This is a genomic window from Paraburkholderia bannensis (genome assembly GCF_014200455.1).
In the GTDB taxonomy this organism is placed as follows: Bacteria; Pseudomonadota; Gammaproteobacteria; order Burkholderiales; family Burkholderiaceae; genus Paraburkholderia; species Paraburkholderia bannensis_A.
In genome coordinates this window covers 29,026-52,587 of record NZ_JACHBW010000023.1, presented here as the reverse complement: position 1 = coordinate 52,587, position 23,562 = coordinate 29,026, and the positions used below count along the sequence as shown (strand labels likewise).

Annotated in this window: 22 protein-coding genes and 4 pseudogenes; 14 read left to right on the top strand and 12 right to left on the bottom strand. The window is 58.0% G+C overall.

From position 1 onward, the window contains the following. Positions 1-16 precede the first annotated feature (16 nt). The 3 genes from speB to F4827_RS29610 all read left to right on the top strand — a co-directional run bounded on the left by speB (position 17) and on the right by F4827_RS29610 (position 4,175). Positions 17-967 carry an agmatinase gene (gene speB, locus F4827_RS29620; RefSeq protein ID WP_183730951.1) on the top strand — a complete coding sequence of 317 codons (951 nt, stop codon included), beginning with the start codon at positions 17-19 and terminating at the stop codon, positions 965-967. 553 nt (positions 968-1,520) lie between these two features. Further along, positions 1,521-2,993, top strand: a complete 1,473-nt coding sequence (locus tag F4827_RS29615) for an aldehyde dehydrogenase family protein (protein WP_183730948.1) — start codon at positions 1,521-1,523, stop codon at positions 2,991-2,993. A gap of 567 nt (positions 2,994-3,560) precedes the next feature. After that, a complete protein-coding gene (locus F4827_RS29610) occupies positions 3,561-4,175 on the top strand; it encodes a hypothetical protein (RefSeq protein ID WP_260175481.1) in 615 nt (204 codons plus the stop codon). Positions 4,176-4,247: 72 nt separating this feature from the next. Here F4827_RS29610 and F4827_RS29605 read toward each other — a convergent pair whose 3' ends face one another. The 8 genes from F4827_RS29605 to F4827_RS29570 form a co-directional block, all read right to left on the bottom strand. Beyond that, positions 4,248-5,039 (bottom strand): EAL domain-containing protein, encoded by a 792-nt coding sequence (locus tag F4827_RS29605; protein WP_183730942.1) that lies wholly within the window; start codon positions 5,037-5,039, stop codon positions 4,248-4,250. Positions 5,040-5,105: 66 nt separating this feature from the next. After that, complete coding sequence (locus F4827_RS29600; protein WP_183730939.1) at positions 5,106-6,446, bottom strand: sensor domain-containing diguanylate cyclase; 1,341 nt, start codon at positions 6,444-6,446, stop codon at positions 5,106-5,108. After that, positions 6,443-6,814: a phosphonate transporter gene (locus tag F4827_RS29595; RefSeq protein WP_183730936.1), complete on the bottom strand. Its 372-nt coding sequence runs from the start codon at positions 6,812-6,814 to the stop codon at positions 6,443-6,445. Before F4827_RS29595 ends, F4827_RS29600 begins: the two co-directional genes overlap by 4 nt. 350 nt (positions 6,815-7,164) lie before the next feature. Next, positions 7,165-8,400 carry a chromate efflux transporter gene (gene chrA, locus F4827_RS29590; protein WP_183730933.1) on the bottom strand — a complete coding sequence of 412 codons (1,236 nt, stop codon included), beginning with the start codon at positions 8,398-8,400 and terminating at the stop codon, positions 7,165-7,167. A gap of 109 nt (positions 8,401-8,509) precedes the next feature. Further along, positions 8,510-9,232, bottom strand: coding sequence for an arsenical resistance protein ArsH (gene arsH, locus F4827_RS29585; protein WP_183730930.1), 723 nt, complete (start codon positions 9,230-9,232; stop codon positions 8,510-8,512). Next, on the bottom strand, positions 9,225-9,659 hold the full coding sequence (gene arsC, locus F4827_RS29580) for an arsenate reductase (glutaredoxin) (RefSeq protein WP_183730910.1): 435 nt from the start codon (positions 9,657-9,659) through the stop codon (positions 9,225-9,227). The genes arsH and arsC overlap by 8 nt, the downstream gene beginning before the upstream one ends. A gap of 18 nt (positions 9,660-9,677) precedes the next feature. Further along, positions 9,678-10,757, bottom strand: coding sequence for an ACR3 family arsenite efflux transporter (arsB, locus tag F4827_RS29575; protein WP_183730907.1), 1,080 nt, complete (start codon positions 10,755-10,757; stop codon positions 9,678-9,680). Further along, complete coding sequence (locus F4827_RS29570) at positions 10,751-11,074, bottom strand: helix-turn-helix transcriptional regulator (RefSeq protein ID WP_183731080.1); 324 nt, start codon at positions 11,072-11,074, stop codon at positions 10,751-10,753. The genes arsB and F4827_RS29570 overlap by 7 nt, the downstream gene beginning before the upstream one ends. A gap of 323 nt (positions 11,075-11,397) precedes the next feature. On the opposite strand from F4827_RS29570, the gene F4827_RS29565 reads away from it, so the two are divergent. Both F4827_RS29565 and F4827_RS29560 read left to right on the top strand, forming a co-directional pair. Further along, positions 11,398-11,958 (top strand): GNAT family N-acetyltransferase, encoded by a 561-nt coding sequence (locus F4827_RS29565; RefSeq protein WP_183730904.1) that lies wholly within the window; start codon positions 11,398-11,400, stop codon positions 11,956-11,958. Positions 11,959-12,002: 44 nt separating this feature from the next. Beyond that, a complete protein-coding gene (locus tag F4827_RS29560) occupies positions 12,003-12,182 on the top strand; it encodes a hypothetical protein (RefSeq protein WP_183730901.1) in 180 nt (59 codons plus the stop codon). 16 nt (positions 12,183-12,198) lie between these two features. Here the strand turns inward: F4827_RS29560 and F4827_RS29555 are convergent, their stop codons facing one another. Next, a complete protein-coding gene (locus tag F4827_RS29555; protein ID WP_183730898.1) occupies positions 12,199-12,669 on the bottom strand; it encodes a GNAT family N-acetyltransferase in 471 nt (156 codons plus the stop codon). 42 nt (positions 12,670-12,711) lie between these two features. After that, positions 12,712-13,643 (bottom strand): annotated as a pseudogene (tnpC, locus tag F4827_RS29550) (IS66 family transposase); the annotation flags it as partial. 209 nt (positions 13,644-13,852) lie between these two features. On the opposite strand from tnpC, the pseudogene F4827_RS36050 reads away from it, so the two are divergent. The 3 genes and pseudogenes from F4827_RS36050 to F4827_RS29530 all read left to right on the top strand — a co-directional run bounded on the left by F4827_RS36050 (position 13,853) and on the right by F4827_RS29530 (position 15,745). Next, positions 13,853-14,382: pseudogene (locus tag F4827_RS36050) on the top strand (GNAT family N-acetyltransferase). Positions 14,383-14,548: 166 nt separating this feature from the next. Next, a pseudogene (locus tag F4827_RS29535) lies at positions 14,549-15,070 on the top strand (integrase). A 105-nt stretch (positions 15,071-15,175) separates the two neighbouring features. Then, a complete protein-coding gene (locus tag F4827_RS29530; RefSeq protein WP_183730888.1) occupies positions 15,176-15,745 on the top strand; it encodes a GNAT family N-acetyltransferase in 570 nt (189 codons plus the stop codon). A 359-nt stretch (positions 15,746-16,104) separates the two neighbouring features. On the opposite strand, the gene F4827_RS29525 is transcribed toward F4827_RS29530, so the two are convergent. After that, positions 16,105-17,307, bottom strand: a complete 1,203-nt coding sequence (locus tag F4827_RS29525; protein WP_183730885.1) for an MFS transporter — start codon at positions 17,305-17,307, stop codon at positions 16,105-16,107. Between the two features lie 413 nt (positions 17,308-17,720). Between F4827_RS29525 and F4827_RS29520 the strand changes: the two genes are divergently transcribed. The 6 genes and pseudogenes from F4827_RS29520 (at position 17,721) to F4827_RS29495 (ending at position 22,876) form a co-directional block, all read left to right on the top strand. After that, positions 17,721-18,560 (top strand): PA4780 family RIO1-like protein kinase, encoded by an 840-nt coding sequence (locus F4827_RS29520; RefSeq protein ID WP_183730882.1) that lies wholly within the window; start codon positions 17,721-17,723, stop codon positions 18,558-18,560. Between the two features lie 39 nt (positions 18,561-18,599). After that, complete coding sequence (locus F4827_RS29515; protein ID WP_183730879.1) at positions 18,600-19,235, top strand: SRPBCC domain-containing protein; 636 nt, start codon at positions 18,600-18,602, stop codon at positions 19,233-19,235. Positions 19,236-19,578: 343 nt separating this feature from the next. Next, a complete protein-coding gene (locus tag F4827_RS29510) occupies positions 19,579-20,484 on the top strand; it encodes a class I SAM-dependent methyltransferase (protein ID WP_183730875.1) in 906 nt (301 codons plus the stop codon). A gap of 248 nt (positions 20,485-20,732) precedes the next feature. Next, positions 20,733-21,049: pseudogene (locus F4827_RS36045) on the top strand (phage integrase N-terminal SAM-like domain-containing protein); the annotation flags it as partial. Positions 21,050-21,169: 120 nt separating this feature from the next. Next, entirely contained in the window at positions 21,170-21,721 is a 552-nt protein-coding gene (locus F4827_RS29500) for a GNAT family N-acetyltransferase (protein ID WP_183730872.1), read from the top strand. Positions 21,722-22,186: 465 nt separating this feature from the next. Then, positions 22,187-22,876, top strand: a complete 690-nt coding sequence (locus F4827_RS29495; RefSeq protein WP_183730869.1) for a hypothetical protein — start codon at positions 22,187-22,189, stop codon at positions 22,874-22,876. Positions 22,877-23,053: 177 nt separating this feature from the next. Here F4827_RS29495 and F4827_RS29490 read toward each other — a convergent pair whose 3' ends face one another. Next, positions 23,054-23,521 (bottom strand): DUF6130 family protein, encoded by a 468-nt coding sequence (locus tag F4827_RS29490; protein ID WP_260175480.1) that lies wholly within the window; start codon positions 23,519-23,521, stop codon positions 23,054-23,056. Positions 23,522-23,562: the final 41 nt, after the last annotated feature.

Below are 23,562 nucleotides of genomic sequence, written 5' to 3'. Positions count from 1 at the left end.
ATCGGAGACACCCCACATGGAACGCGAACTCAACCAGCCGCTGGGCGGCAACGACATGCCGCGCTTTGGCGGCATCGCCACGATGATGCGCCTGCCGCAGGCCGAGACGACCGAAGGCCTCGACGCCTGTTTCGTTGGCGTGCCGCTCGACCTGGGCACCTCGAACCGCTCGGGCGCGCGCTTCGGGCCGCGCCAGATTCGCTCTGAGTCGGTGCTGCTGCGACCGTACAACATGGCAACGCGGGCCGCTCCGTTTGATTCGCTGCAAGTGGCGGATATGGGTGACGTCGCAACCAATCCGTACGATCTGAAGGATTCGATCCGGCTGATCGAAGAGGCATACGACGCGATGGTCGCCAATGGCTGCCGGCCGATTACCCTGGGCGGCGATCACACGATCGCGTGGCCGATCTTGCGCGCGCTGCACAAGAAGTACGGCCAGGTGGCCGTGGTGCATATCGACGCGCACGCCGATGTGAATGACACCATGTTCGGCGAGAAAATCGCGCATGGAACGCCGTTCCGGCGTGCTGTCGAAGATGGGCTGCTTCAATGCGATAAGGTCACGCAGATTGGCTTGCGCGGTACGGGGTATCACGCGGACGATTTTGATTGGTGTCGGCAGCAAGGGTTTACTGTCGTGCAGGCTGAGGAGTGCTGGAATAAATCGCTCGCGCCGTTGATGGCTCAGGTGCGTGAGCGCGTTGGCGATACGCCGGTTTATCTGAGCTTTGATATCGATGGGCTGGATCCGGCGTTTGCGCCGGGGACGGGGACGCCTGAAGTTGGTGGGCTGACTGTGCAGCAAGGGCTTGAGATTATTCGCGGGATGAAGGGTTTGAATGTTGTTGGGGCGGATCTTGTTGAGGTGTCGCCGCCTTATGATCAGGCCGGAACGACCGCGCTTGTTGGCGCTAATCTTGCGTTTGAGATGCTTTGTGTTTTGCCTGGGGTTAAGTATCGGTAAGCCTTGTTTTTTGGCATTTTCTTGATTTCTTGTCGGTCTATTAGCGTTGCCCCTGTGCGGGGCGGCACCTACTTTTCTTTGCAGCGGCAAAGAAAAGATAGGCAAAAGAAAGCCGCTCACACCGCTAATGTGACGCCGTCCACCACTAACCGTTTGACAGAGTGGTGACTGGGCATTGCTCGCACCACTCGCCCAATATCGGAGTGACAAAGCAGTCATTCATCCCGTTACTCGCTGCGCTCGCAACGGTTGGGTATGCCAGGGAAAGCGCAAACCGAAGGTTTGCTGCTATGCCCAACGGGGCGCGCAGCGCCCCCGGATGTGCGGGCGTTTCCACTCCGATATTGGGCGCGTGGTGCGGACGCTGCCCGGGCGCCACTCTGTTTTATAGGCTGTAGGTGTACCGCGAAGCACTGGCGGTTTGAGCGGCTTTCTTTTCCCCCCTTTTCTTTGCCGCGGCAAAGAAAAGGGGGGGCCGCCCCGCACAGGGGCAACGCTTGCGAACCGACACGATAGCAGGCAATTCACGAAAGAATCACAAAAGAGACACCCCATGTCACCCCAAGAACTCACCCAAAAAGCCCTCAAGTTCCCAGCAGCAACCATAGCGGGCGAACCGCACCACAGCGCAACGCCTCAAACATCGACCCCCATCCACAACGCCGCCACCGGCGAACAGATCGGCTGGCAAGAACATGCAACGGCAGAGCAAATCGACGCAGCAGTGCGCGCAGCCCACAGCGCCCTCGCAACATGGCGCGCCACCACGCCCACTTTCCGCGCCAGGCTGCTAAAAAAAATCGCAGAACTCATCGAAGCCGACCGCGACCGCCTCGCCTCGATGCAAATGCAGGTCAGCGGCAAGCCCCCCTTCGAAGCAAACCTTGACGTCAGCGACGCCGCCGCGACCTTCGACTATTACGCGGGCCTGTGCGAGCAGGCAAGGACTTTCGCCCCCGAATCCCTCACGCTGCCCGACAACACCGTCACAGGCGAGCGCTTCTACGAAGCCGTTGGCGTGGCCGCCCTGATCGTGCCGTGGAACTTCCCGATGGTCACCACCGCATGGAAGATTGCCCCTGCACTCGCGGCAGGTTGCACCGTGGTGCTCAAGCCCTCGGAATTCACCTCGCCGGTCGAACACATGCTGGCCGCGATCATCGCCGAAGCCGGCGTGCCAGACGGCGTCGTGAACATCGTCAACGGCTGCGGCGCGGTCGGCGCGCAACTCACCGCCCATCCTTTGATCAACAAGATTTCGTTCACCGGCAGCACCGCATCAGGCAAGAAAGTGATGCAGACAGCCGCGCAGGACATGAAGCGCGTGACCCTCGAACTCGGCGGCAAATCCGCGCTGATCGTGCGCGCCGACGCCGACATCGAACGCGCGGTCTCGCTGGCCGTGGGCGGCGCATTCACGAACGCAGGCCAGATGTGCTCGGCAACGGCACGCATTCTCGTACACGACGATGTCTACCGCAAATTCATGGCCGCGTTCGAAACCGCAGTGCGCGCAATCGTGGTTGCCCCGCCGGCGGAAAACGTGGCGATGGGTCCGCTGGTCTCGGCAGCGCAGCGCGAACGTGTGCAGGCACTGGTGGCCGAAGGCGTCGAAGCGGGTGCAGCGGTGGCGTTTTCAGGTCAACTCGATTCAGCCTGCGCCGAGGGCTTTTTCATGGCCCCCGTCGTGGTCGCGGAACCATCCGTGGACAATGTGCTATGGAACGACGAAGTGTTCGGCCCCGTGGCCTGCGTGAAGTCGTTCTGCACCGACGAAGAAGCCATCGCTCTGGCCAACGACACGCGCTATGGCCTCGTCGCCACTGTCGTCACCGCCGATAATGACGCCGCGCGCCGCTACAAGTCGCAGTTGCGCGCGGGCCTCGTGTGGGTCAACACGCCGCAACTGATCTTCCCGCAAGTATGCTGGGGCGGGCTGGGTCTGAGCGGTATCGGCCGTGAACTGGGGCTTGCCGGGCTGCGCAGCTATCAGGAACTGCGCCACGCGTTGACCGATGCTGCTTGACGTGCGAGTGCCCTGACGACGACGCCTTGATCCCGCGCAGACCGGTCTGCCGTTGCGGCGCGGGCGTCACCAGCGTCGCGCCGCAAGGCACGAGACGGCACGATGCAAAGCAGTCCCAACAACATCCAGAACAACGCTTCCGGTCCCACCGCCGTGGCCACGAACCCAACGACGGCCGCGCCGACCAGCACGCCCGCATCTGGCCAATTCAGTGCACTCGTCAAAAGACGCACAGGCGCCGTAATATCTGAAATTGGGAGATCTACTGCAGAAGATATAATCCCGCCATCCGCTCAATGAATCGTAATTGATTTGTTCGACCGCGATGACCATGGTCACGAGAATGGCTCCAACTAATGTGAAATGCCCGCTACTGCCTTTCGTCGATATGTAGGGATTGACTACTCGGGTGCCCGCACGCCTACAGACAGCCTGAAAGGGCTCCGTGTGTATATTGCCCAGACTCCTGGCGAGTTGCCAGAAGAGGTCCTTCCCCCGCCTGGCCCGCGCAAATACTGGAGCCGGCGAGGAGTCGCACTCTGGCTCGCTCATCTTCTGAAAGAGGATGTGCCAACCATCGTTGGTATAGACCACAGCTTTTCATTTCCGCTGCGCTACTTTGAAGTCCATCAGCTCGAACCAGACTGGTATGCGTTTCTTGAGGACTTCCGGGCGCACTGGCCGACAGACGAAGAACATGTCTATGTCGATTTCGTGCGAGACGGCCTCATTGGAAATGGCAGCGCCCGTGAAGGAAGCCCGCGCTGGCGCCGCATCGCCGAAGAACGGTGCAAGGCCAAGTCTGTGTTCCATTTTGACGTGCAGGGCAGCGTAGCCAAGTCAACCCACTCCGGCATTCCATGGCTGCTCTATCTGCACCGTCAACTCGGAGAACGAGTTCGCTTCTGGCCGTTCGACGGATGGGATATCCCTGCTGGCCGCTCTGCGATTGTCGAGGCCTACCCGTCTATGTGGAGGCGCGGACGTGTCACGCCGGAGAACATGACCGACGACCAGTTCGACGCGTATACCATCGCCGACTGGTTACGCCTCGCTGACGAGGACGGGCGGCTTCAACTGGCGCTGAACCCGCCATTAACGCCTGCCGAGCGAACCGTGGCTGAAATCGAAGGCTGGATTCTTGGGGTTGGCTTCGCGGCTACGCGTGAAGCGCACCGTTGAACGCCCGGATGAACCGTGCGACTGGAGTCGAGCGCCGCGCGCAGCTTGAGGCAGTCGACCGACGACCTGGCATCAGGCGAAATACGACGTTTTATTAATTGTCGGAATGGACTTGAAAGCCGGCTTCGCGAAAAAATAGCCTTGCATCAGACTCACTCCGTGCGCAATAAAGAAGTCACGTTCGCCTTTGGTTTCGATGCCTTCCGCGACCACGCGGATGCCGAGGTCATGACACATTGATATGACACCTCGCACGATATGCTGACGCACCGTGTCGGTATCGATGCCACGGAGAAGCGCCATATCGAGCTTGATAATATCGGGCTGAAAATCCACCAGCAGAGCGAGTCCCGAATAACCGGCTCCGAAATCATCAATTGCGGTCAGAAAGCCGTATTCCTTATAAGCCTTGAAAATCTGGACCAGGTGAGTGCGATCAGCCAGATGTTCACCCTCGACAGTCTCAAATATGATTCTTTCAATCGGGAAACCATTCGCGTGCGCAGCTTCCAGGGTGCTTCTTATGCAGACCTCAGGCCTATAAACCGCGTTAGGCATGAAATTGATGGAGAGGAACGCGTCGAGACCTAGTGCGGCGGCACTGGCGATTGCAACCTGCCGGCAGTATTGGTCGAACCGGTATTTCGATGCATCATCGATTTGCGAGAGCACAGAAAGCGCAGATTCGCCATTCGGACCGCGTACGAGCGCCTCGCAAGCGAAAACAGTTCTGGCAGTCACATCGACGATTGGCTGAAACGCAAAATCTATTTCAACTGGCAAGCGCGCTCCGTCCTTGCATCCAGAACATCCGTTCGATTGACCGGTCGCCTCGTCGTGCCTATGAACCTTGAAAGAAGCCATCTGTCTATAAGCCGCCGTTATTTGCTGTTTGGAATTGCATCTATTGGCCCCATGGCCCGGCTACTATCAGGTCCGTGCCGTTTTGCCTTCTTCGCTTGCAGAAAAAGCTACTCCCTCTGATTCCACAATGCCGCCGCGTACGCAATTACGCCCTGCTTGCTTTGCGTCATAGAGGGCGCGGTCAGCGGCAGCCAGCAAGTCCTGCAGCGTCGGAATTGCATCGCCCAGACTTGCTACCCCAAGACTAATCGTCGCGTTCAGTTGCCCGGCGGCCGTTTCAATAAATGCCCGCTCGACAGCAACCCGCAGTCGCTCTGCGACCACCATCGCCTCGCCTGCCGTTGTAGACGGCAGCAGTAGAACGAATTCCTCGCCGCCAAGTCTCGCGACGATGTCGGACATTCGTAGCAGCGCTTTCGCCTCATCAGCAATCCGCTTCAAGACCTCGTCGCCAGCCTGATGCCCGGCGGTGTCATTGATACGCTTGAAGTGGTCGGCGTCCAGCATGACCAGTGACAAGGCACGGCCATGCCGTTCGGCCCGTGCAACCTCAGATTCCGCAATTTCAAAGAAGTGGGCGCGGTTGGTCACGCCTGTCAGGTGGTCTGTCGTCAGCAGACGTGCGAGGTTGTCGCCGTGAACCTTTCGTTCCGTAATATCCCTTAAAACGACCGAATACCCAGAGACATTACCTTCTTCTTCCCGGAGCACAGCAACGAGAACCTGTCCCCAGTAGCGCCGACCCGCTTTCGTTTCGCACCAGAACTCCTCCACGTGCCAACCCTCGTCGCGAGTCAGTGCGATGTGCTCAGGTAAGCGGTGCAAAACAATTTCATCGTCGGCATAAAAGCGTGACAGCATGCGCCCGATAACTTCCGCCTCATCAAAGCCTGTCAGGCGTTCGACAGATGGATTCCAGCTGTCGATGCAGCCTTGAGCATCGAGCGTAAAAACCGCAAAATCGTTGACACTCGTATAAATCCCGGCGAGCCAGGACTCGGTCTGCCGCGCTCGACGCTCGGCGGCGACCTGTCGGGAGATGTCCGTCAACACCATCATCAGAACATCCGCACTAACCTTGATGATGGAACATGAAAGAACAACAGCATCATCCTTGGCCGGCGTCACGAAAACCCGATGGTTCTCACACACTGGCCCACGCTCCGCCTTGAAACTGGCCACCAGATTGCGAAGCTCCGGGGCGACCGAAGCAAGGCTATCGAAAATATTCTGGATATTCCCTCCCTTCACCAGCGGCATTAGCAGCTGGGCGGCAAGAGGGTTCATCATGTCGACGAAGCCTGATTTGTTGCTGCGGACAATCCCCACCGGCGATAGATACATGAATGAAAGCAACGCTTCGTACTCGGACTCCAGGTCGTTCTGGACCGTGTTCGGCGCGCTCAATTTGCGACACTCCGCTCAATCAGGACAAATCGCGTCGTGCAGCCCCGAGCCTTCAGCAGCCTCAAACGCACCGGAGTCGGGCGCATGCGTAGGGTCAAAACGTATGGAATGATCTCGTCAAGCTCATCCACGTCATCGAAGCGTTGCGCGACCATGAAGTTGTTCATGCATGGCGCAACCTCTTCAAAAAAATGCTTGCCCAGTACCCGCTGCGGACTCAATCCGGCGTTTCTCGACTCGGTGGCGTTGTAGACGGTAACCATCGCATCCGATGTAAATCCGACCACGCCGAATGGCAATGCATCCAACGTCTCAGCATCCAGTCCAGCCAGTTCTGTTATCCGCACGTATTCAAATTCAGTCCTCACACTTCCCCCTGTCGGGCCTCAGTCCACCTGGCTTGCTTCGTCTAACTATTTAGCCAATCATCACGTAGCATCGGCTTCACGCAAATACCAGCAAAAACGGAATAACAGGATGAAATCCCGCATGACATATTATCGGCTGACAAAAATGAAACTTTAGCGCGGACCCTCGATGGTCGGTTTGAAAATCCGCGCTGGCCCAATTTCGAGTTGGTTGTGAACCACTGTGTCGCTATGCTTACGCGGCTACCATCCCGGCGAACGCGATAGGGTCGTCGGCACAACCGGCATGTCCCGTTTCCAGAACGTGCAGCGTGGCTCGCGGAATGGCTGCAGCCAGTTCGTTAGGTGTTCTAGGTGAGCAACATGTTCGCCGCAATTCCCGCGATCGTACAAAACAGCACGACCGCGAGCGGCGGCGCTTTCCATTTCACCAATGCCACGAAACCGCAGGCGGCGATCGCAAAATCAGAAGGCGAACGGACCGCACTTGTCCAGACCGGCGAATACAACGCGAAAGCCAGCAGGCCGACAACGGCGGCGTTCACGCCGGCAAGCGCCGCCACCATGCGGGGGCGCTCACGCATCGCCTGCCACCACGGCAGCGCCGCGACGACCAGCAGCAGGCCTGGCAGAAAGATGCCGATGACCGCGATGGCGGCACCAGACCCGTGGCCGGGTCCTGCGTGGCTCACCCAGCCGAGATACGCGGCGAACGTGAACAAGGGGCCGGGAACGGCCTGCGCAGCACCGTAGCCTGCGAGGAATGCCGCGGGCGACACCCATCCGGGTGCAACCGTCCGCTGCTGGAGCAAGGGCAGCACGACGTGACCACCGCCGAATACCAGCGCCCCCGACTGATAGAAGGCATCGAAAAGGCGCAATCCCTGTCCGCCCGCTGTGCCCAATACCGGCAAGCCGGCGAGGAGGCCCAGATAAAGCGCGAGCGCCGCGCCCGATACCTTGCGCGACCCTCGCCATTCCGCCACCGTTTCTGGCTGCGGCTCATGGGACGTTGCGGTTATCGCTGCGCAGAAACAAAGGCCAAGCAGCGCACCCACGATGATCACCAGCACCTGCGCAAAGGGCGTCGCCAATCCCGCGAGCATCAAGATGGCGAGCAGCGCGATGCCGGCGCGCCGCCGGTCTGGACAAAGCTTTCGCGCCATATCCCAGACCGCCTGCGCGACCACCGCCACCGCAACGAGCTTTAGCCCATGCACAACTCCATCACCGGTTCGGCTACCCAGGTCCGGCGCCGCAGCCGCGAACGCGAGCATCAGCAGAACCGAAGGCAGCGTAAAGCCAAGCCATGCGGCGAGGCCGCCGCGCCAGCCAGCCTTGAGCAGCCCGATGGAGAAACCAACCTGACTGCTCGCCGGCCCGGGCAAAAACTGGCACATGCCGACGAGATCGCTGAAAGTACGCTCATCCAGCCAGCGCCGGCGCTCGACAAACTCGCGCCGAAAGTAACCGATGTGCGCAATCGGTCCTCCAAAACTCGAAATCCCCAGTTTCAGGAAAACGAGCAGGACCGTAATGGCGGAGTGATGGCGGGTGGAAGGCACTGCCGGGGTATCGATGGACATGAAGTAGCGTCAGCGTGCCAAGTGAGAGTGGATTGTCGTCGGCCAGTTGCGATTATCGGCATTGCGCTACCGATCGACTGCTCCGCAGGACATCTGCCAGGTGCACAGCTCAGATGTTGCTCTGATTCACCCGCTTCATCAGTTCTTCGGCGCTTTCCTTGCGCTCGCTGTAGCGGTCGACCAGATACGGTCCGATGTCGCGCGTCAGCAGCGTGAACTTCACCAGTTCTTCCATGACATCCACGACGCGATCGAAATAGGCAGAAGGCTTCATGCGGCCCGACTCATCGAACTCCATGAATGCCTTGGCCACCGACGACTGGTTTGGGATGGTCAGCATTCGCATCCAGCGCCCCAGCACGCGCATCTGATTGACCGCGTTGAACGACTGCGAGCCGCCGCTCACCTGCATCACCGCGAGCGTCTTGCCTTGCGTCGGCCGCACCGCGCCCACCGAAAGAGGAATCCAGTCGATCTGCGCTTTCATGATGCCGGTCATCGCGCCGTGGCGCTCCGGCGAGCACCAGACCATGCCTTCGGACCACAGCACCAGTTCGCGCAACTCGGTCACCTTGGGATGCGTATCGGGCGCATCGTCAGGCAGCGGCAGGCCGCCCGGATTAAACGTGCGGACCTCAGCGCCCATCGCCGTAAGCAGGCGCGCGGCTTCTTCGCTCAGCAGGCGGCTGAACGAGCGCTCGCGCAGCGAACCGTAAAGCAGGAGGATGCGGGGCGCGTGTGCGGAAGCCTTCGTGGCCTGAAGGCGCTGGATATCGGGCACGCGGAACAATGCCGCATCGACTTGCGGAAGCTCCGTCGCGAGATCATTCATGGGAGCGGACACGCTTGCCCTCTGCGTCAATCACCACTTCGCCGTCTTCCTTGCTGAACGGACCGCGCTGCGCGTCGGGCAGGATTTCGAGCACGACTTCGGACGGACGGCACAGGCGCACGCCCATCGACGTCACCACGAAAGGCCGGTTGATGAGAATGGGGTGCGCCATCATCGCGTCGAGCAACTGGTCGTCGGTCAGCGCCGGGTTGTCCAGATGCAGGTCCGCGTAAGGCGTGCCTTTCTCGCGCAGCACCTCGCGCACGCTCAAGCCCGACTGCGCAATCAGATCGACGAGCTTTTCGCGCGACGGCGGGTTTTTGAGGTATTCAATGACAACAGGTTCGATACCCGCGTTGCGGATCATCGCGAGCGTGTTACGCGAGGTGCCGCAGTCCGGGTTGTGATAGATGGTGACTTCGTTCATTGCTTGTTTCCGTAACGTTCAGGCGCACTCGTACCAGTTCTTCGTGCGGTTGACGATGCGCACCACCAGCAGCATGACTGGCACTTCGATCAGCACGCCCACGACTGTGGCGAGCGCCGCGCCCGAATTGAAACCAAACAGGCCGATGGCGGTTGCGACAGCCAGTTCGAAAAAGTTCGACGCGCCGATCAGCGCAGAGGGACAGGCGATGTTGTGCTTCTCGCCGACTGCGCGATTGAGCCAGTAAGCCAACGCCGAATTCAAGAACACCTGGATCAGGATCGGCACGGCGAGCAGCACGATCACGAGAGGCTGCTTCAGAATGGCCTCGCCCTGGAAGGCAAACAGCAGCACCAGCGTGGCTAGCAACGCCGCTATCGACCAAGGGCCGATCTTAGCCATCGCGACTTCGAATACTGTCTCGCCGCGCGCGAGCAGCACCTTGCGCAGGATCTGCGCGAGGATCACGGGGATGATGATGTACAGCGCGACCGCGGTGAACAGCGTCGCCCAGGGCACCGTAATGGCCGATATACCGAGCAGCAGGCCAACGAGCGGCGCGAACGCGACCACCATGATGCTGTCGTTGAGCGCGACCTGCGAGAGCGTGAAGAGCGGATCCCCGCCCGTCAGGCGGCTCCAGACGAACACCATTGCAGTGCAAGGCGCTGCCGCCAGCAGGATCAGCCCGGCCACATAGCTGTCGAGCTGCGCCGCGGGCAGCATCGGCGCAAACAGCTGCTTAACGAATAGCCACGCGAGAAACGCCATCGTGAACGGCTTGACGAGCCAGTTGACCACGAGCGTGACGCCAATGCCCTTGATATGCTGACGCACTTCATGCAGCGCGCCGAAATCGACCTTTATCAGCATCGGCACGATCATCACCCAGATCAGCAATCCCACCGGCAGATTGACCTGGGCGTATTGCATGCGTCCGATTGCCTGAAAGACGCCCGGTAGCGCCTGGCCGAGCAGGATGCCCGCGACGATGCACAACGCAACCCATACCGTCAGGTAGCGCTCGAAGAATCCGATTGCCGGCTTCGACGCGCTTTGGCGCACGGCGGCGATGTTGGGGGCATTCTCGTTCAGCATTGGCACGAACCTGCGCTCGGGCTCAGGCAGGACTGACCCTGACAGCAGTTCTCGGTCAGAAAACCGAGGACAGCATTCATCTGGTCGTAGGCGGCCCGGTAAATCAAGGTGCGTCCGTCGCGCTCCTGCGTGACCAGACCTGCGTTCATCAGTTCCTTCAGGTGAAAGGAGAGCGTCGCATTGGGCACGTCCAGTTGTGCCGCGACGGTGCCGGGCGTGAGCCCTTCGGGGCCAGCGACAACCAGCATGCGGAACACGCGCAGGCGCAGGTCATGAGCAAGAGCCGCCAAGGCACGAACGATATCTTTTTCTTCCATATTTCCAATATACTCGAAATATTTGGAAACGGCAAGGTAGCGCAGGCCGGGGCCGATGGTTTGCAAGTTGTTGCGATCCCTGTGAGCGCATCCTGGTCGCCTTGACAGGTCGGCCGGTTCACAAATTTAAATAGATGTGCGAACATAAGCCGCATGGAATTCCGTAACGTCCCGAATCGATCTCATCATCACGGTCGCGAACTATTGCGCCGTGGTTCGTTACGTCCATAGCAGGGAACTCGACCTCACCGGTCCAACTCCATTTGCAAACGACCAAGGCGCCTACGGCGCCTTTTTTATTTACCCACCGTGAAGAGCCGAAGATGATCGACTCGATAAGCTATCGACGCGCAAGTCCCGACGACATTTTGACTGTCTGCGAACTGGGACAAATCTTGAATGCGGTCCACCACGAGGCACGTCCTGATATCTATGCAAACGCCACTGCAGAGTTCGCCCGAGACAAGCCGCACTGGCTATCTAGCCTCCAAGGAGAAGATCGAGCCATGTTTCTCGCAGAGCATGGCAGCGCGGCGATCGGCTTTATCACCGTTCAATTGGTAAAACCGGTAAGTCCTTTGTTGCAGCCAATGATCGTCGGCCGGATTGGCTCAGTTGCTGTTTTGGAACGACTGCGGGGGCGCGGCGTCGGGAGTACGCTGATGAAACTTGCAGAAGACTGGGCGCGAAAAAATGGTGCCAACGACATGAGACTGACCGTTTGGGCGTTTAATGAACCGGCAGTCGATTTGTACCGGGAACTTGGCTACGAGCTTCGTGCGTTCGAGATGGGAAAGCAACTGACGAATGCCGGAGATATGCCCGTCGCATGCAGCGATGACCGGCCAGGAAGCGACATTCGACATGGGCGGCATAATCGCTGACAATCTCGAATCAGAACTCCTTCAACTTGCCGAACGCAGCAACGATGACTAACGACACCAACGATATCTCGATGCTTGTCCGTGAGTTCTGGACGCTCATGGGTTCAAACGACTTTGCATCCGTGCAGGTGGTGTTAGCTGACCAATTCGTCCTTGAATGGCCCCAGTCAAAAGAACGTAAGCGGTCATCAAACGACGCCGCAAGTGCGTATGAAACGGAGTGAGCTTCACCGGATGAGACTACTTGGTAGACGCCGGGAATCGATAGTCTACGAAGTATTCATCAGTTGACGCGACCTGGAATTTCATCGATTCGTAGAACGCAACAGCCTTTGAGTTTGAGAGGAAGCAAGACAGTGTGATGTCCTTTCCAGTCCGCTCGGCCTTTGACATTAGCGATCTCAGAATGATTTTTCCGATTCCTTGTCGCTGGAAGCTTGGTTTCAGTATCAGAAGCGACAGGTGAATCGCGTCGTCTAGCATCCTGATGACCGCGTAACCTGCTGTGTCGGCACCGACCTGGATCAGTCGTATATCGGAGTGCGCGTATGACTCTGCAAATCGACGTCGTTGAAACCCATCATCCCAACCGAACGCCAGATCGATGTGATCTCGCAGAGCAGCCTCATACTGCGAGAAGAGCTCCTGCGTCTTTGCTGCGCTTTCTTCGACGGGAACCAGCGCAACCCTGTTCATCAGATTGTCATTCATCGGGGGGCGGAGTTTGTAAGCGGTGCGATTGCTCAGTTTAGCTCAGGGTAATAATTTCCAAGGCAGTAGCGCATCGTAGTCGTCGACCGTCTTTGCAAGCGGAAGGCGCTGGAACCGCCATCGGGGGTAATCGTATGGATCGATGCCATTCGCCTTGCGGGTCTCGACCAGTAATTAAAGATTCGCACTGGCCTGTGCGCCGGCGACGGTGTCGGCAAACAGCCATCCCTTCCGTCCGATGACGAATGGCCTGATTGCGTTCTCGCACAGGTTGTTCGATATGGGCCAGTTCCCGTTCTCGACATAGCGGGCCAGCCTGGGCCACTGTCCACGCATGTACCGGAGAGCCTTGCCAAGCAAACTCGACGGCACGATCGTCGGCAGTTGCATGACCATCGAGTGTTCGACGACGGCGAGCACGCTACTGCTGTAGCGAGCACGTGGCCGCTGCCGACGTTGCGCTGCCAACTTCGTTGCGCGCACCTCGACAGCGAACAGCTTTCCAATCAACCCTACGAACCGTGTAGCCAGCAGGTCCAGCGTGCGCGCTGCCTTCGGCACGGTCTCTTACGCTTTGATGAATCCGCGACTGACATGCGCCCAGCAACCGAGATACACGAGCTGGTGATCACGAGCGAGGCCGTTGTATAACTCATAGCCGTCGGTCATCAGCACTGCAACAGGCTTCACGCCCGCATAGAGCAGCTGCGCATGCTGGGCGCCACGCCCTGGCCAGTACGAAAGCATCCGGAAGGGCGGTCCCCGAGTTGATGACTTGCGCCCACAGATAGCTCTTCGATTGAGGTGGCCGTTCCGGCTCCTTCAGCACCTGGAAGGTCGTCTCGTCGCCGTAGATGAGTTCCGAGTCGAGCAGCACCATCGCGCATCGGGTTGATCACGGGCCGCGCGGCAAGGCCAACGCGGACGACGCTGCCCGCCAGAGTGTTCGACGAGATGTCGCCGCCGAAGCAGCGTTCATTGTGTTGCATCGACCGGTTGAATCCGCCGTCGGGCCATGCCTTTTGCAAAAAACTTGTGCCGAAAGAAATCGCTGCGCCCAGTCGTCGCTCGCTGGCCGGCCAAGAACTGCCTGTCGACGCAAGCCGAAAGATTGTTGACAATGACGAGACAGTTTCCGCCCGACCCTATCGCTACCAACGCCAACGACTTCTAACGAGGCATCATGAGGTTAAATTCAGACCGTTTATTCCTTCGTGATTTCACAATTGCCGACCGCGACGCTGTTCACGAATATGCGTCCTCCACCGATGTCGTCAGGCACCAAGCGTGGGGACCGAATACCTTGTTGGAAACCACGGAATTCGTCGAAGCGTCCGCAAATGAACCTTTAATTGCGGAGAGGCGACGGTTTACACTTGCTGTAGTCTTGAATGACGAGACCCTGATCGGTAGTGTCTTAGCGGCAATATCGACCGATGGGTCAGAAGCTGAGATTGGCTACTCCCTCAATCCGCATTACTGGGGAATGGGTACGGTACCGAAGCTGTGAAGCGCCTTGTCGAACACGTGCTCAGCATCGCCAACGTCATGCGCATCTTCGCAACATGCAGACCCGAGAACGCGGCGTCCATCAGCATCCTTAAGAAAATCGGTATGCGCCAAGAGCGTCGCTTGAGGAACAACGTGCTTATCAGGGGCGAGTGGCGCGACACGCTAATATTTGAGTTGCTTATTCCGAAACACAAAACTTAAGGCTTGCGTCTCGCCGAAAGCGCGGAGCGCGTACCGGTAGGCGAAGATACCTGAAACGTAAGATTGAGTGGTTGCTTTAGAGAAAGTCGAAGGGCTGTTCAGGGTCGCTCATTGCCCTGTGGCGCCGGGCGCAAATTGTTTCTCCTTCCGTCGAAAGGAGATCGTCATGGAAGCCATTGCTACCGGCAGCGCAGGGCACGCGCATTGGAAGAAGGGAAAGCTGACGGGCAAGAAGCCGTCCCTCAAGCTCAGAAAGATCCAGGCAATCCGTATACGCCTGTAGTTGGCCTCAGAGATGAGGGACCTCGCTATGTTCAACCTCGCAATCGACAGCAAGTTGCGGGCGTGTGACCTGACGAAGTTGCGAGTCTCCGACGTCTGCCTCGGCTCACGCGTGACGAACCGGGCAACCGTCATGCAGCAGAAGACGCAGCGTCCGGTCCAGTTCGAGATCACCGATCAGACGCCCGCGAGTTCGGAGGCGTGATTCAGTGCAATCGGACTTGACGACGCGGCTTACGGGATGCATACGATGCGCAGGACCAAGGCATCGCTGATCTACCGTCGCGCAGAGAATCTGAGGGCGGTACAGTTGCTTCTCGGACATAGCAAACTGGACAGCACGGTGCAATATCCTGGTATCGAGATCGACGACGCATTCGAGATGGCGGAGCAGACCGACGTATGACCGACGCTGCCGGGCGGCGCTCAAACGCTGTCCGGCCATTTTGGGACATTTCGCGGCACCGCTCGAACTACTGACAATCACTGCTCTTTGACGCGTACCGAAAAAATGAGCGCAATTGAATTGTTGAAACCCACGACCGCATTGCTGCCGAGCTACGTTTCGGCTCTTATGACGGGATGGTCACCCGACAATGTCCGCAGGGAGGTCGCTGCGCGCGAACAATTGCGCGCCATCGAAGTGGACGCGCAGGCGTTTGTCGATGGGCTGGACGATCCAACTGCATCGGGAGGCCCCATTCCTTTGCCCGATGGCTCGACCGTGGCCCGTCTGCCAAGCATTGTCCGATGGATCTGGGACGGCGATGTTAGCGGCGCAATCGGATTTCGTTGGCAGACTGGAACAGCCGAATTGCCGCCGAACGTGCCTGGACATATCGGCTTCTCCGTCGTGCCGTGGAAGAGAGGCAACGGCTACGCCAGGCAGGCGCTAAACTTGATGCTCGGCGAAGCGAGGCTGCAAGGGTTGTCCTACGTCGAGCTAACGGTCGACCCCGAAAATATAGCCTCGCAGCGGGTTATCGCAGCATGCGATGGTGTCTTGATCGAGCGCTTCCGAAAGACGGCGGCCTATGGATTCGCTGAGTCTCTTCGCTTCCGCATCGAACTGGACCGCTGACGAATCTGGCGGCTCTGGTCGGCCGATTTTGTTGAAAATTTTTCGAGGTAGGATTTTGCGAGGTTTTCGAGGGTCCTCCTACCCCTAGAAGGTGTTATGCACTTTTGTTAAGGGCTGCAAAGTGGACGAGCATAAGCACGGAGAATATCAAAAATCAGATTGAGATTATTGAATAATATTGTATGTGGGATGCCACGACGGAAAAAATTCGTAGGAGGGCTCTCGAAGACAATAGGCGCCGAAAGGCGGCTTGTTCGTTTTGAGCGAACGTTCGCAGAAACATGTGGACGGACCGTTCATGGCCGAAGCCGAGCCTGACCTTTCACTATCTTTCTCACATCTTCCATTGCAGATCGCGTTCAGTAGCACCTCGATGCGTGCAAACGTGCTCTGGCCACGCTTATCACAGTAACGAATCCACCCAAAGTTATCATCCCTGCCGCTGTCAACGTGACAACGAGAGAAATCGAACTCTTGCCCGCCGCTAGTCCGACCAGCAACCCAGCCAACGGCTGCGTCGCATTGTTCAACAGGACAATTACACCAGTTGTTTTTCCATAATCTTGTGGTGGAATGATCGCTTGACGTGAGCTTCGGATATACACGTTAAACATTTTGTCGAAGCCAATCACAACGAGAAACGCAATCGTATACGTGGCTATCGAAGTGGACATCCCCATGGCGAGTCCGCCCGCTGCAATCGCGATGAACGCAACCGTACCCAGCCGTACGCGAGAAATTTTGACGTGAGCGACTAGCAGCAGAATCAACACTGTTGCAATGGCGCCGGCGACCTGCAAGGCAGCGTAAAACTCGCTCGTTTGCCCAAACGTTCCCGTGACCATTGCAGCCGACGTAGCCAACGCGGTTCCGATGACGAGGTTCTCGGCGGCCGCGAGCAACACGAGGCGAACGAGACCAGGCAGGGTAAGAACTTGCGCAATTGCGGTGCATAGCGGCGCGTAAAGCGGACCGGTTGTATGCGCGGGCGGACGTATGCGAGCCGACGTTGTACGCTGCCATACTTCGACGAGTCCATCTGAAGCCATAAACAGTAGCCCCGCGCCGCCAACCGCCCATTCCCAGTTCCGCCAACCCATGAGGGCGGTCGCAGCCAACGGCCCAAGCACCATTCCCAACTGATCGGCGAGTTGCGTGTAAGAAAGCACCTTCTCGAAGCTCTGCCCTGCGAAAACTCGCGGCAGCAGGACTTCACGAGCAACAAATCCCTGGCTGGTGAGCGCGCCGCAGACCGCAGAGAGGCCGACAAGCCATGGAAATCCGCCCCAGACCAGGTAACCCGCCAAACCAACCAGACAGGTAATCGCACGGCTCGCTTGACTTATACGCAAAAGGCGAACGGGCGACATGCGATCGCAAAGTACGCCGCATAGTGGAAATGCAAGGAAGCGCGGCAGAGCCTCTACAAAAAACGCAATCCCGGACCAGGTTGCCTCGTGCGTGGTCGCAAAAACTACCAGTGGGACCAGAAAGAAGAGCATCTGATCGGCAAGACGCGATAGAAAAATAGAACTCACAAAAGCAGATCGGCTAACATGCATTTCGCATCTTCACTCGCAACGGGGATTGGGATGTTCCCTCAGGATATTACCGTGCAGGCGAATGACAGATTCGTACCCCCTGGTAACTTCCAGGTACGGCGGCAACCTGCCGTGTGAACGACTGCACAACTCCGCTAACAGCCATTGCTCGCGCGGCGCCAACGAACTGCTGCGATGGGTCGGGCGCTTCCCGCCGGACCAGGCTACGTGCAGCTTCAGCCGCCGCGACAATTCGCCTGCAACCTCGGCAAGTGGCTTGCGTCATCTCGCCTTACCTTATAATCAGGCATGAACCCACCTGTCTCTCACGCAAAAAATTTCCGATCGGCAGCGCCGACCGCTCAATCCATCGGTATGGTGATCGCGCATACTTCAGCGGCCCATTCATCCCCCGAGCCGCAGTTGGTGGTCGTATGAAAATACCCAAACGGCTTGCACCGCTTCTCGAAGAAGGACTTATCGACGAAGTTATCGGCCAGTTGATGAGCGGCAAGGAAGCAACCGTCTACGTCGTGCGCAGTGGCGAGTCGACGCGATGCGCAAAAGTCTACAAGGACGCGAAGCAGCGCAGTTTCCGGCAAGCCGCCTCGTATCGGGACGGGCGCAAAGTCAAGAACAGCCGGCAGGCGCGTGCTATGGAAAAAGGTACACGCTACGGCCGTCAGATGCAGGAGGCGTCATGGCAGAACGCCGAAGTCGACGCGTTGTTCCGGCTCGCCGACGCAGGCGTACGGGTGCCGCAACCCTATATTTGTACCGATGGCGTATTGCTGATGGAGCTGGTGGTCGATGAGATGGGCGACGTCGCGCCACGGCTCAACGATGTCGATCTGACTGAAGCCCGCGCCATCGAACTGCACGCGCTGCTGCTCAACCAGGTTGTCCGGATGCTCTGTGCGGGGGTGATTCACGGCGACCTGTCGGAATACAACATCCTGCTGGCAGCGGATGGGCCGGTGATCATCGATCTGCCGCAGGCCGTCGACGCAGCCGGCAACAATGACGCCGCCTCAATGCTTAAGCGTGACGTCGACAACCTGGCCGCCTACTTCGGGCGATTTGCACCTCAAATACTCGCTGCTAGTTATGGCACGGAGATCTGGGCGCTCTTTGAAGCAGGCCGGCTGCATGTCGATGCCGAATTGACCGGCCGAATCGAGGTCGACACGCGACCTGTGGATCTCGATGGCGTGCTGCAGGAGCTCGAAGATACACGTTTTGAGGAAGACGCACGAATGCAGCGACAGCAGTAGCTGAGCGCAGGGCGGTAGCCTGTTTGTAGTGCTACGAATATGAACCCTGAAACGTCACCGCTCGGCCAGTTTCAGACACTCGACGTCGCCGACCAGATCGTAAACAATCTGTGCGCTGATAACTACAGCAGCACGATGACAACCAATTACGGAGCGAATATGGGCTTGCGGGGATGGCTGCTCAAGGGCATGGCTATCATTGTCGTCGGTGTTGTCGGAGCCCTTTTTGTCCTCCACGAAGATAGTAGTGCGCAGGCTGACATTTTCATCGATCGGCCGCCTGCCGATGTCTGGACCGTCGTATCGGATACCACCGCGTATCCCGTCTGGAATCCTTTCATTACTCGTGTTGACGGCGACCTTAGGGAAGGAGAGACGATTCGCATCGTGTTAGGCATTGGACCGGATTCCATGGTGTTCAAGCCGACTGTTCTGGTCGTTCGTCCCCCAAAAGACCTTTGTTGGCGTGGCAGTGTCTGGATTCGCGGTGTCTTCGACGGTACACATTGCATCCACCTCACGGCCGTAACGGGTGGCACCCGTTTTGAGCAAACGGAGTCTTTTTCGGGATTGCTAGCTGGACGATTGACGACAGACGTCATCGAGGCAACTCGGCAGAACTTTCAGGCGATGAATAACGCGGTTAAGCGGCGCGTGGAAACGAAAACTTCTTGAGCGTCCACTTGTCGTGCGGCACCACCGGTATCAATGGCCACCGGCGCGGGTCGGCCGCTTTCAACCAGTTGGCATGGCTCCTTGAATTGCTGACAATCGCCAGTTGCATCCCCTAAAAACTCCTAAAATCCTGGCCTCAATCTGGCCTCCGCGATCATGGACAGGTTGCGCTCCATTTTTCTTCGCGTTACCGTCGATAGCTGGAATCGCAATTGGATTGGGGACTCGCCCTTGTAATTTGATCTTGTGTGTATTGCTACAGATAGACCACCCAGCATGAATATCCTGCCGGGTGTGCTCTCGGTCGTCCATCGAGTGTATGCACAATTAAGAGGTCAACAGGATGAGTGAAAAAGGTCATTCAGAAGAATACTTCGGCGATTACCGCGATCATTGGTGGAACGCGGATTTCATCGACTTGATAGCAAACCGGCTGAATCTGGCGTCGAAACACACCGCGCTCGATGTGGGCTGCGGATTGGGGCACTGGACACGGATCATAGGACGCCACTTGGCCCCCGGTGCAATGGTGCGTGGGGTGGATACCGATCCTAAGTGGTTACACGGTTCTTCCACGTGGACAGCGGCGATGAGCGACTGCGGGGTAAATGTTCATGTCGAATATGGCGACGCAATGTCGCTTCCATTTGTTGATGCCACTTTTGACTTCGTCACGTGCCAGACCGTGCTGATTCACGTGAGCGATTCCCTGTACGCGATACGAGAGATGCTTCGCGTCCTGAAGCCTGGTGGAACATTACTTTGCGTAGAGCCAGATAACCTTTGCGCTACTTCGATGCGTTCATCGTTCGATGACGGACGCCCTGCCAAGGAATGTGCGGAAGATTTTGAGTTCGCATTGGTGATTGAGCGTGGACGTCGAGCACTAAGGCAAGGAGATCATTCACTTGGCGGACTGGTTCCAGGTTACTTCAAACAGGTTGGGCTCGAACGCATACGAACGTGGATATCCGATAAGGCCATCCCACTCTATCCACCGTACGAGGAAGCCGAGCAACAGACCATCATTGACGACATGAAGGTATGGCAACAGGCTAATGAGGTCCAGAAGTCCGCGACTCTACAACTCTTTATAGCAGGGGGGGGCGATTCTGCTCGATTCGATGCACTTTGGGCAAGGGGTGTCGAGAACCAAACGAGATATAAGCAGGCCATTGATGCCGGAACCGTTGTGCTTGGCGGTGCCGCGCTTATGTACCTCGTTAGTGGCGTCAAGCCTCTGCGTTAATCGGACGGCGACATAGATATACGTCGCAGAGAGGTTATGTGAAGGCATGAAAAACCGGTCGCCTGCCATAGCAGGTGACTGGTTTAACGTCGGCGAATTAGGGAAAAGTTACATCCACGCGATTAGCTGTCCGTCCGTCCGCTTTCGAGAGATTCAAGTGGCTGCTCAGGGTCGACGAACGAAGCCGCTCGCGCGGTTGATGTTGGCGAGTGAGGCAATCCGCCTCGTTCTTCAACAGGAGCCGCATCATGACTTCCTCCCAGCCGACCATGAGCCCATTGCGCCCGTTGCGCCCGTCGCGCCCGTCGCGCCCGTCGCGCCGGCGCATGATCCACGACAGACACAAGCCCACTACCCGCGCATCGTCCGCGAGTTCGCCCGACACCTCGGGCGCTCGCCTGAAACTGCCACCGTCGAGGATCTGCATGGTTACCAGTTGCATCTGGTCGATCACGGCACGTCGCCGGTGTCACTGAACACCGCGACCACCGGGCTGAAGTTCCTCTTCGAGATCACGCTCCGCGAGCCCGAACTCTTGGCGCCGATGCAACCCATACGCGTGCCCGTCTATCGGCGAGCGTCGCCGATCTGTTGAAGTTCCTCTCGGTGATAGACTCAGCGCCGTTACCCTACCCTTGTAACATTGGCAAACGAGAAGCTAGACAATCATTCGTGAGATCGACACTTGGAACTTTCCTCTTTCGATGATACGTCGCAGCCGACGGAACGAATGTTTCTTGAGCCGATCAGCGAACGTCACGCAGCGGTCCTCTTTCAAGGGCTGAGTGATCCTGACTGCTACCGCTATATTCCGCAGGAGCCACCCATAAGCGTCGAGACCCTTGCGATTCGATACCGGCAACTCGAATCACGACGGTCCCCCGATGGTAATGAGGCGTGGCTCAATTGGGCGATGCTCGGGCATGATGGTGTGGCGCACGGCTATGTGCAGGCGACGATAGACTTGCAGTCACTTCGGGCCTGGATCGCGTACTTTGTCTTTGCCCGGAGTCGGCGTCATGGCTACGCGAATGAAGCGTTACGAACGCTGCTACCGCGATTGCGGGAAAGATATGGTGTTGTTCAGTTTCTCGCCGAGATTGATGCGAGAAACGAGGCGTCGATTCGCCTTGTTGAGGCGCTCGGATTCGTGCGTGAGCGACACGTCAAGGCGGCGGATGAATTCAAGGGTGCTATCAGCGACGAATACCACTACACGCTGATCGAGATACGCTGAGCGGCGCGTCGAACTATATGGTGAAGACTTCATGCTCCGCGCCTTGGCCAGGCAATTGCACCCTTCTACAAACCAGGCACGAAGCGCAGATATGCCTCGTGATCGATGCCGTTGAGTTTTGCGGTGCCAACCAGGTAATCGTGCGCGTTTTGACATAGCCTCGCGTCCACTCGCTGCATCAAAGCGTCCGGTCCCAAGGGAGATGCAGACGGTTGGGCGTTGACCACGCTATGGGCCGTTCCGTAGATCACTTCGGAGTATTATTCTCCACGCGGGGCCGGAGCGCCTGGGAAGGCTGGCGACCATGCCGATCGTCGGCGACTCCGCCCGCGCTATACGCTTTGACAGTGAGCATTTCCCGGTCCACTCTCATAAGATATCGAGGCTATCCCAACAACGGGGTCGTACCGATGCTCGCGGCCATGCCTACGTGCCGCCTGGCGGTAGCTCCAACGCGAGAGCGCGATGTCATTTACCAAGAATCGCTACATGCAAGCAATCGTCTTCGTTGGGGGAGCGGTTGCTGGCGTAGCAATCATGGGATTCGTCCTCATAATCGGTGCCTCCGTCGGCGGATATGCGTCGGGTTGGTTCGCAGCGGCGGCCGGCGCACCGCTATTCAAACTGACATGCTCACGCTCTGAAGATGCCGACTCGTCCTCAAAGGGCTTTCAAGATTACCTGAGCGACCTCACTGGACTTCGGCAAATCGCGGCGGATGACTATCGGTCCTTTCTGACGACGGGTCGTTGCCGGCAAGTTGCGCAAGGGCCAGCACTCAACGGTGCCACATCCAGCCAATGTTCAGACCAGAATTCCAGTGCTCCGCTTAATGAATCATGTTTTGGACAATATAACGACACCTATGACGACCTCGACGTATTCTGGGACGACGGCGTCGTTGGGCGTTTGTTTTCCTACGTCGGGCGGATTGCAGGCAGGAACGCCGATGACCGATACCAAGCCGGTGTGAAAGACGGTGTCGCCGCAACGCTGGCATTCTTAAGGGGTCCGGATGTCAATGCAACCATCTATGGCGCTTTGTATTTCTCCGCGATCTTCGTTCTTGGCATATGCGCTACCAAAATCATTGAGCATCTGCTATCCGGCCTGTTTAGAAAGCGCACCGATGGCGGCAGCGACCGCGTCGAATAGCGGCCGCTACTGTCTCGCGCATTCGTCAACGGTTGGACATTCAGGCGTCGGCTCTGCCCCCTAACCGGCCGTCCTATTGTCGAAGACGAACACCCAGTCATCGGGTGGAACGGTCTTAACGCAGGATAGGTTGGATGTCATTCGCAACGAACCAGCGCAGAGCCCCTTGTCGGCCCTTCAGTGCGAATGTGACGTGCCCTCTGGGACCGTGAACGTCACAGTCTGCCTGCACTCCGTACACTCCGCGAATACGTGATGTTGCGCGTCGACCAACTCGATAAGCATCTTGTGCTGACCAGGTGGCAGACCCGCGACGCTAATCGTATTGACATCATTCGCTTCTACCCAACCCCAAGGTAAATCGTCGATGTGTACGTGCAGATGCCCAATTCGTGGTGAGACGTTGAGCGCGGCAGCCCCGAACACCGGCACGACGTGCACGTTCTCCACCCGATATTGGATCCAGACGATTCCGTGAGCCAGCCCTGCGGGAAGCGGCGTGGGATCGACAATCAGTTTGGGTCGGGGCTCGTTGTTGATGGCGACGTATGGCGAGGCGATGCCGACCTCCCCTGTGCTCTGGGCGAAGGCGTTCGTTGCGAGCACGGCACCAGCCGCAACTGCGGCAAGCGTCTTGATCAGCATGTTCAATTGCGTTCTCACTATTTGATCCCCAAGGGGAGAGT

Excerpts from the sequence above, each read along its gene's own strand:
- F4827_RS29560 (WP_183730901.1), top strand. The coding sequence starts at position 12,003 with ATGACTAACGACACCAACGATATCTCGATGCTTGTCCGTGAGTTCTGG.
- speB (WP_183730951.1), top strand. The coding sequence starts at position 17 with ATGGAACGCGAACTCAACCAGCCGCTGGGCGGCAACGACATGCCGCGC.
- F4827_RS29555 (WP_183730898.1), bottom strand. The coding sequence starts at position 12,669 with ATGAATGACAATCTGATGAACAGGGTTGCGCTGGTTCCCGTCGAAGAA.
- F4827_RS29525 (WP_183730885.1), bottom strand. The coding sequence starts at position 17,307 with ATGCATGTTAGCCGATCTGCTTTTGTGAGTTCTATTTTTCTATCGCGT.
- arsB (WP_183730907.1), bottom strand. The coding sequence starts at position 10,757 with ATGCTGAACGAGAATGCCCCCAACATCGCCGCCGTGCGCCAAAGCGCG.
- F4827_RS29515 (WP_183730879.1), top strand. The coding sequence starts at position 18,600 with ATGAACCCTGAAACGTCACCGCTCGGCCAGTTTCAGACACTCGACGTC.
- arsH (WP_183730930.1), bottom strand. The coding sequence starts at position 9,232 with ATGAATGATCTCGCGACGGAGCTTCCGCAAGTCGATGCGGCATTGTTC.
- F4827_RS29605 (WP_183730942.1), bottom strand. The coding sequence starts at position 5,039 with ATGGCTTCTTTCAAGGTTCATAGGCACGACGAGGCGACCGGTCAATCG.
- F4827_RS29565 (WP_183730904.1), top strand. The coding sequence starts at position 11,398 with ATGATCGACTCGATAAGCTATCGACGCGCAAGTCCCGACGACATTTTG.
- F4827_RS29615 (WP_183730948.1), top strand. The coding sequence starts at position 1,521 with ATGTCACCCCAAGAACTCACCCAAAAAGCCCTCAAGTTCCCAGCAGCA.
- F4827_RS29490 (WP_260175480.1), bottom strand. The coding sequence starts at position 23,521 with ATGCTGATCAAGACGCTTGCCGCAGTTGCGGCTGGTGCCGTGCTCGCA.
- F4827_RS29510 (WP_183730875.1), top strand. The coding sequence starts at position 19,579 with ATGAGTGAAAAAGGTCATTCAGAAGAATACTTCGGCGATTACCGCGAT.
- F4827_RS29570 (WP_183731080.1), bottom strand. The coding sequence starts at position 11,074 with ATGGAAGAAAAAGATATCGTTCGTGCCTTGGCGGCTCTTGCTCATGAC.
- F4827_RS29520 (WP_183730882.1), top strand. The coding sequence starts at position 17,721 with ATGAAAATACCCAAACGGCTTGCACCGCTTCTCGAAGAAGGACTTATC.
- F4827_RS29530 (WP_183730888.1), top strand. The coding sequence starts at position 15,176 with ATGAGCGCAATTGAATTGTTGAAACCCACGACCGCATTGCTGCCGAGC.
- chrA (WP_183730933.1), bottom strand. The coding sequence starts at position 8,400 with ATGTCCATCGATACCCCGGCAGTGCCTTCCACCCGCCATCACTCCGCC.
- F4827_RS29495 (WP_183730869.1), top strand. The coding sequence starts at position 22,187 with ATGTCATTTACCAAGAATCGCTACATGCAAGCAATCGTCTTCGTTGGG.
- arsC (WP_183730910.1), bottom strand. The coding sequence starts at position 9,659 with ATGAACGAAGTCACCATCTATCACAACCCGGACTGCGGCACCTCGCGT.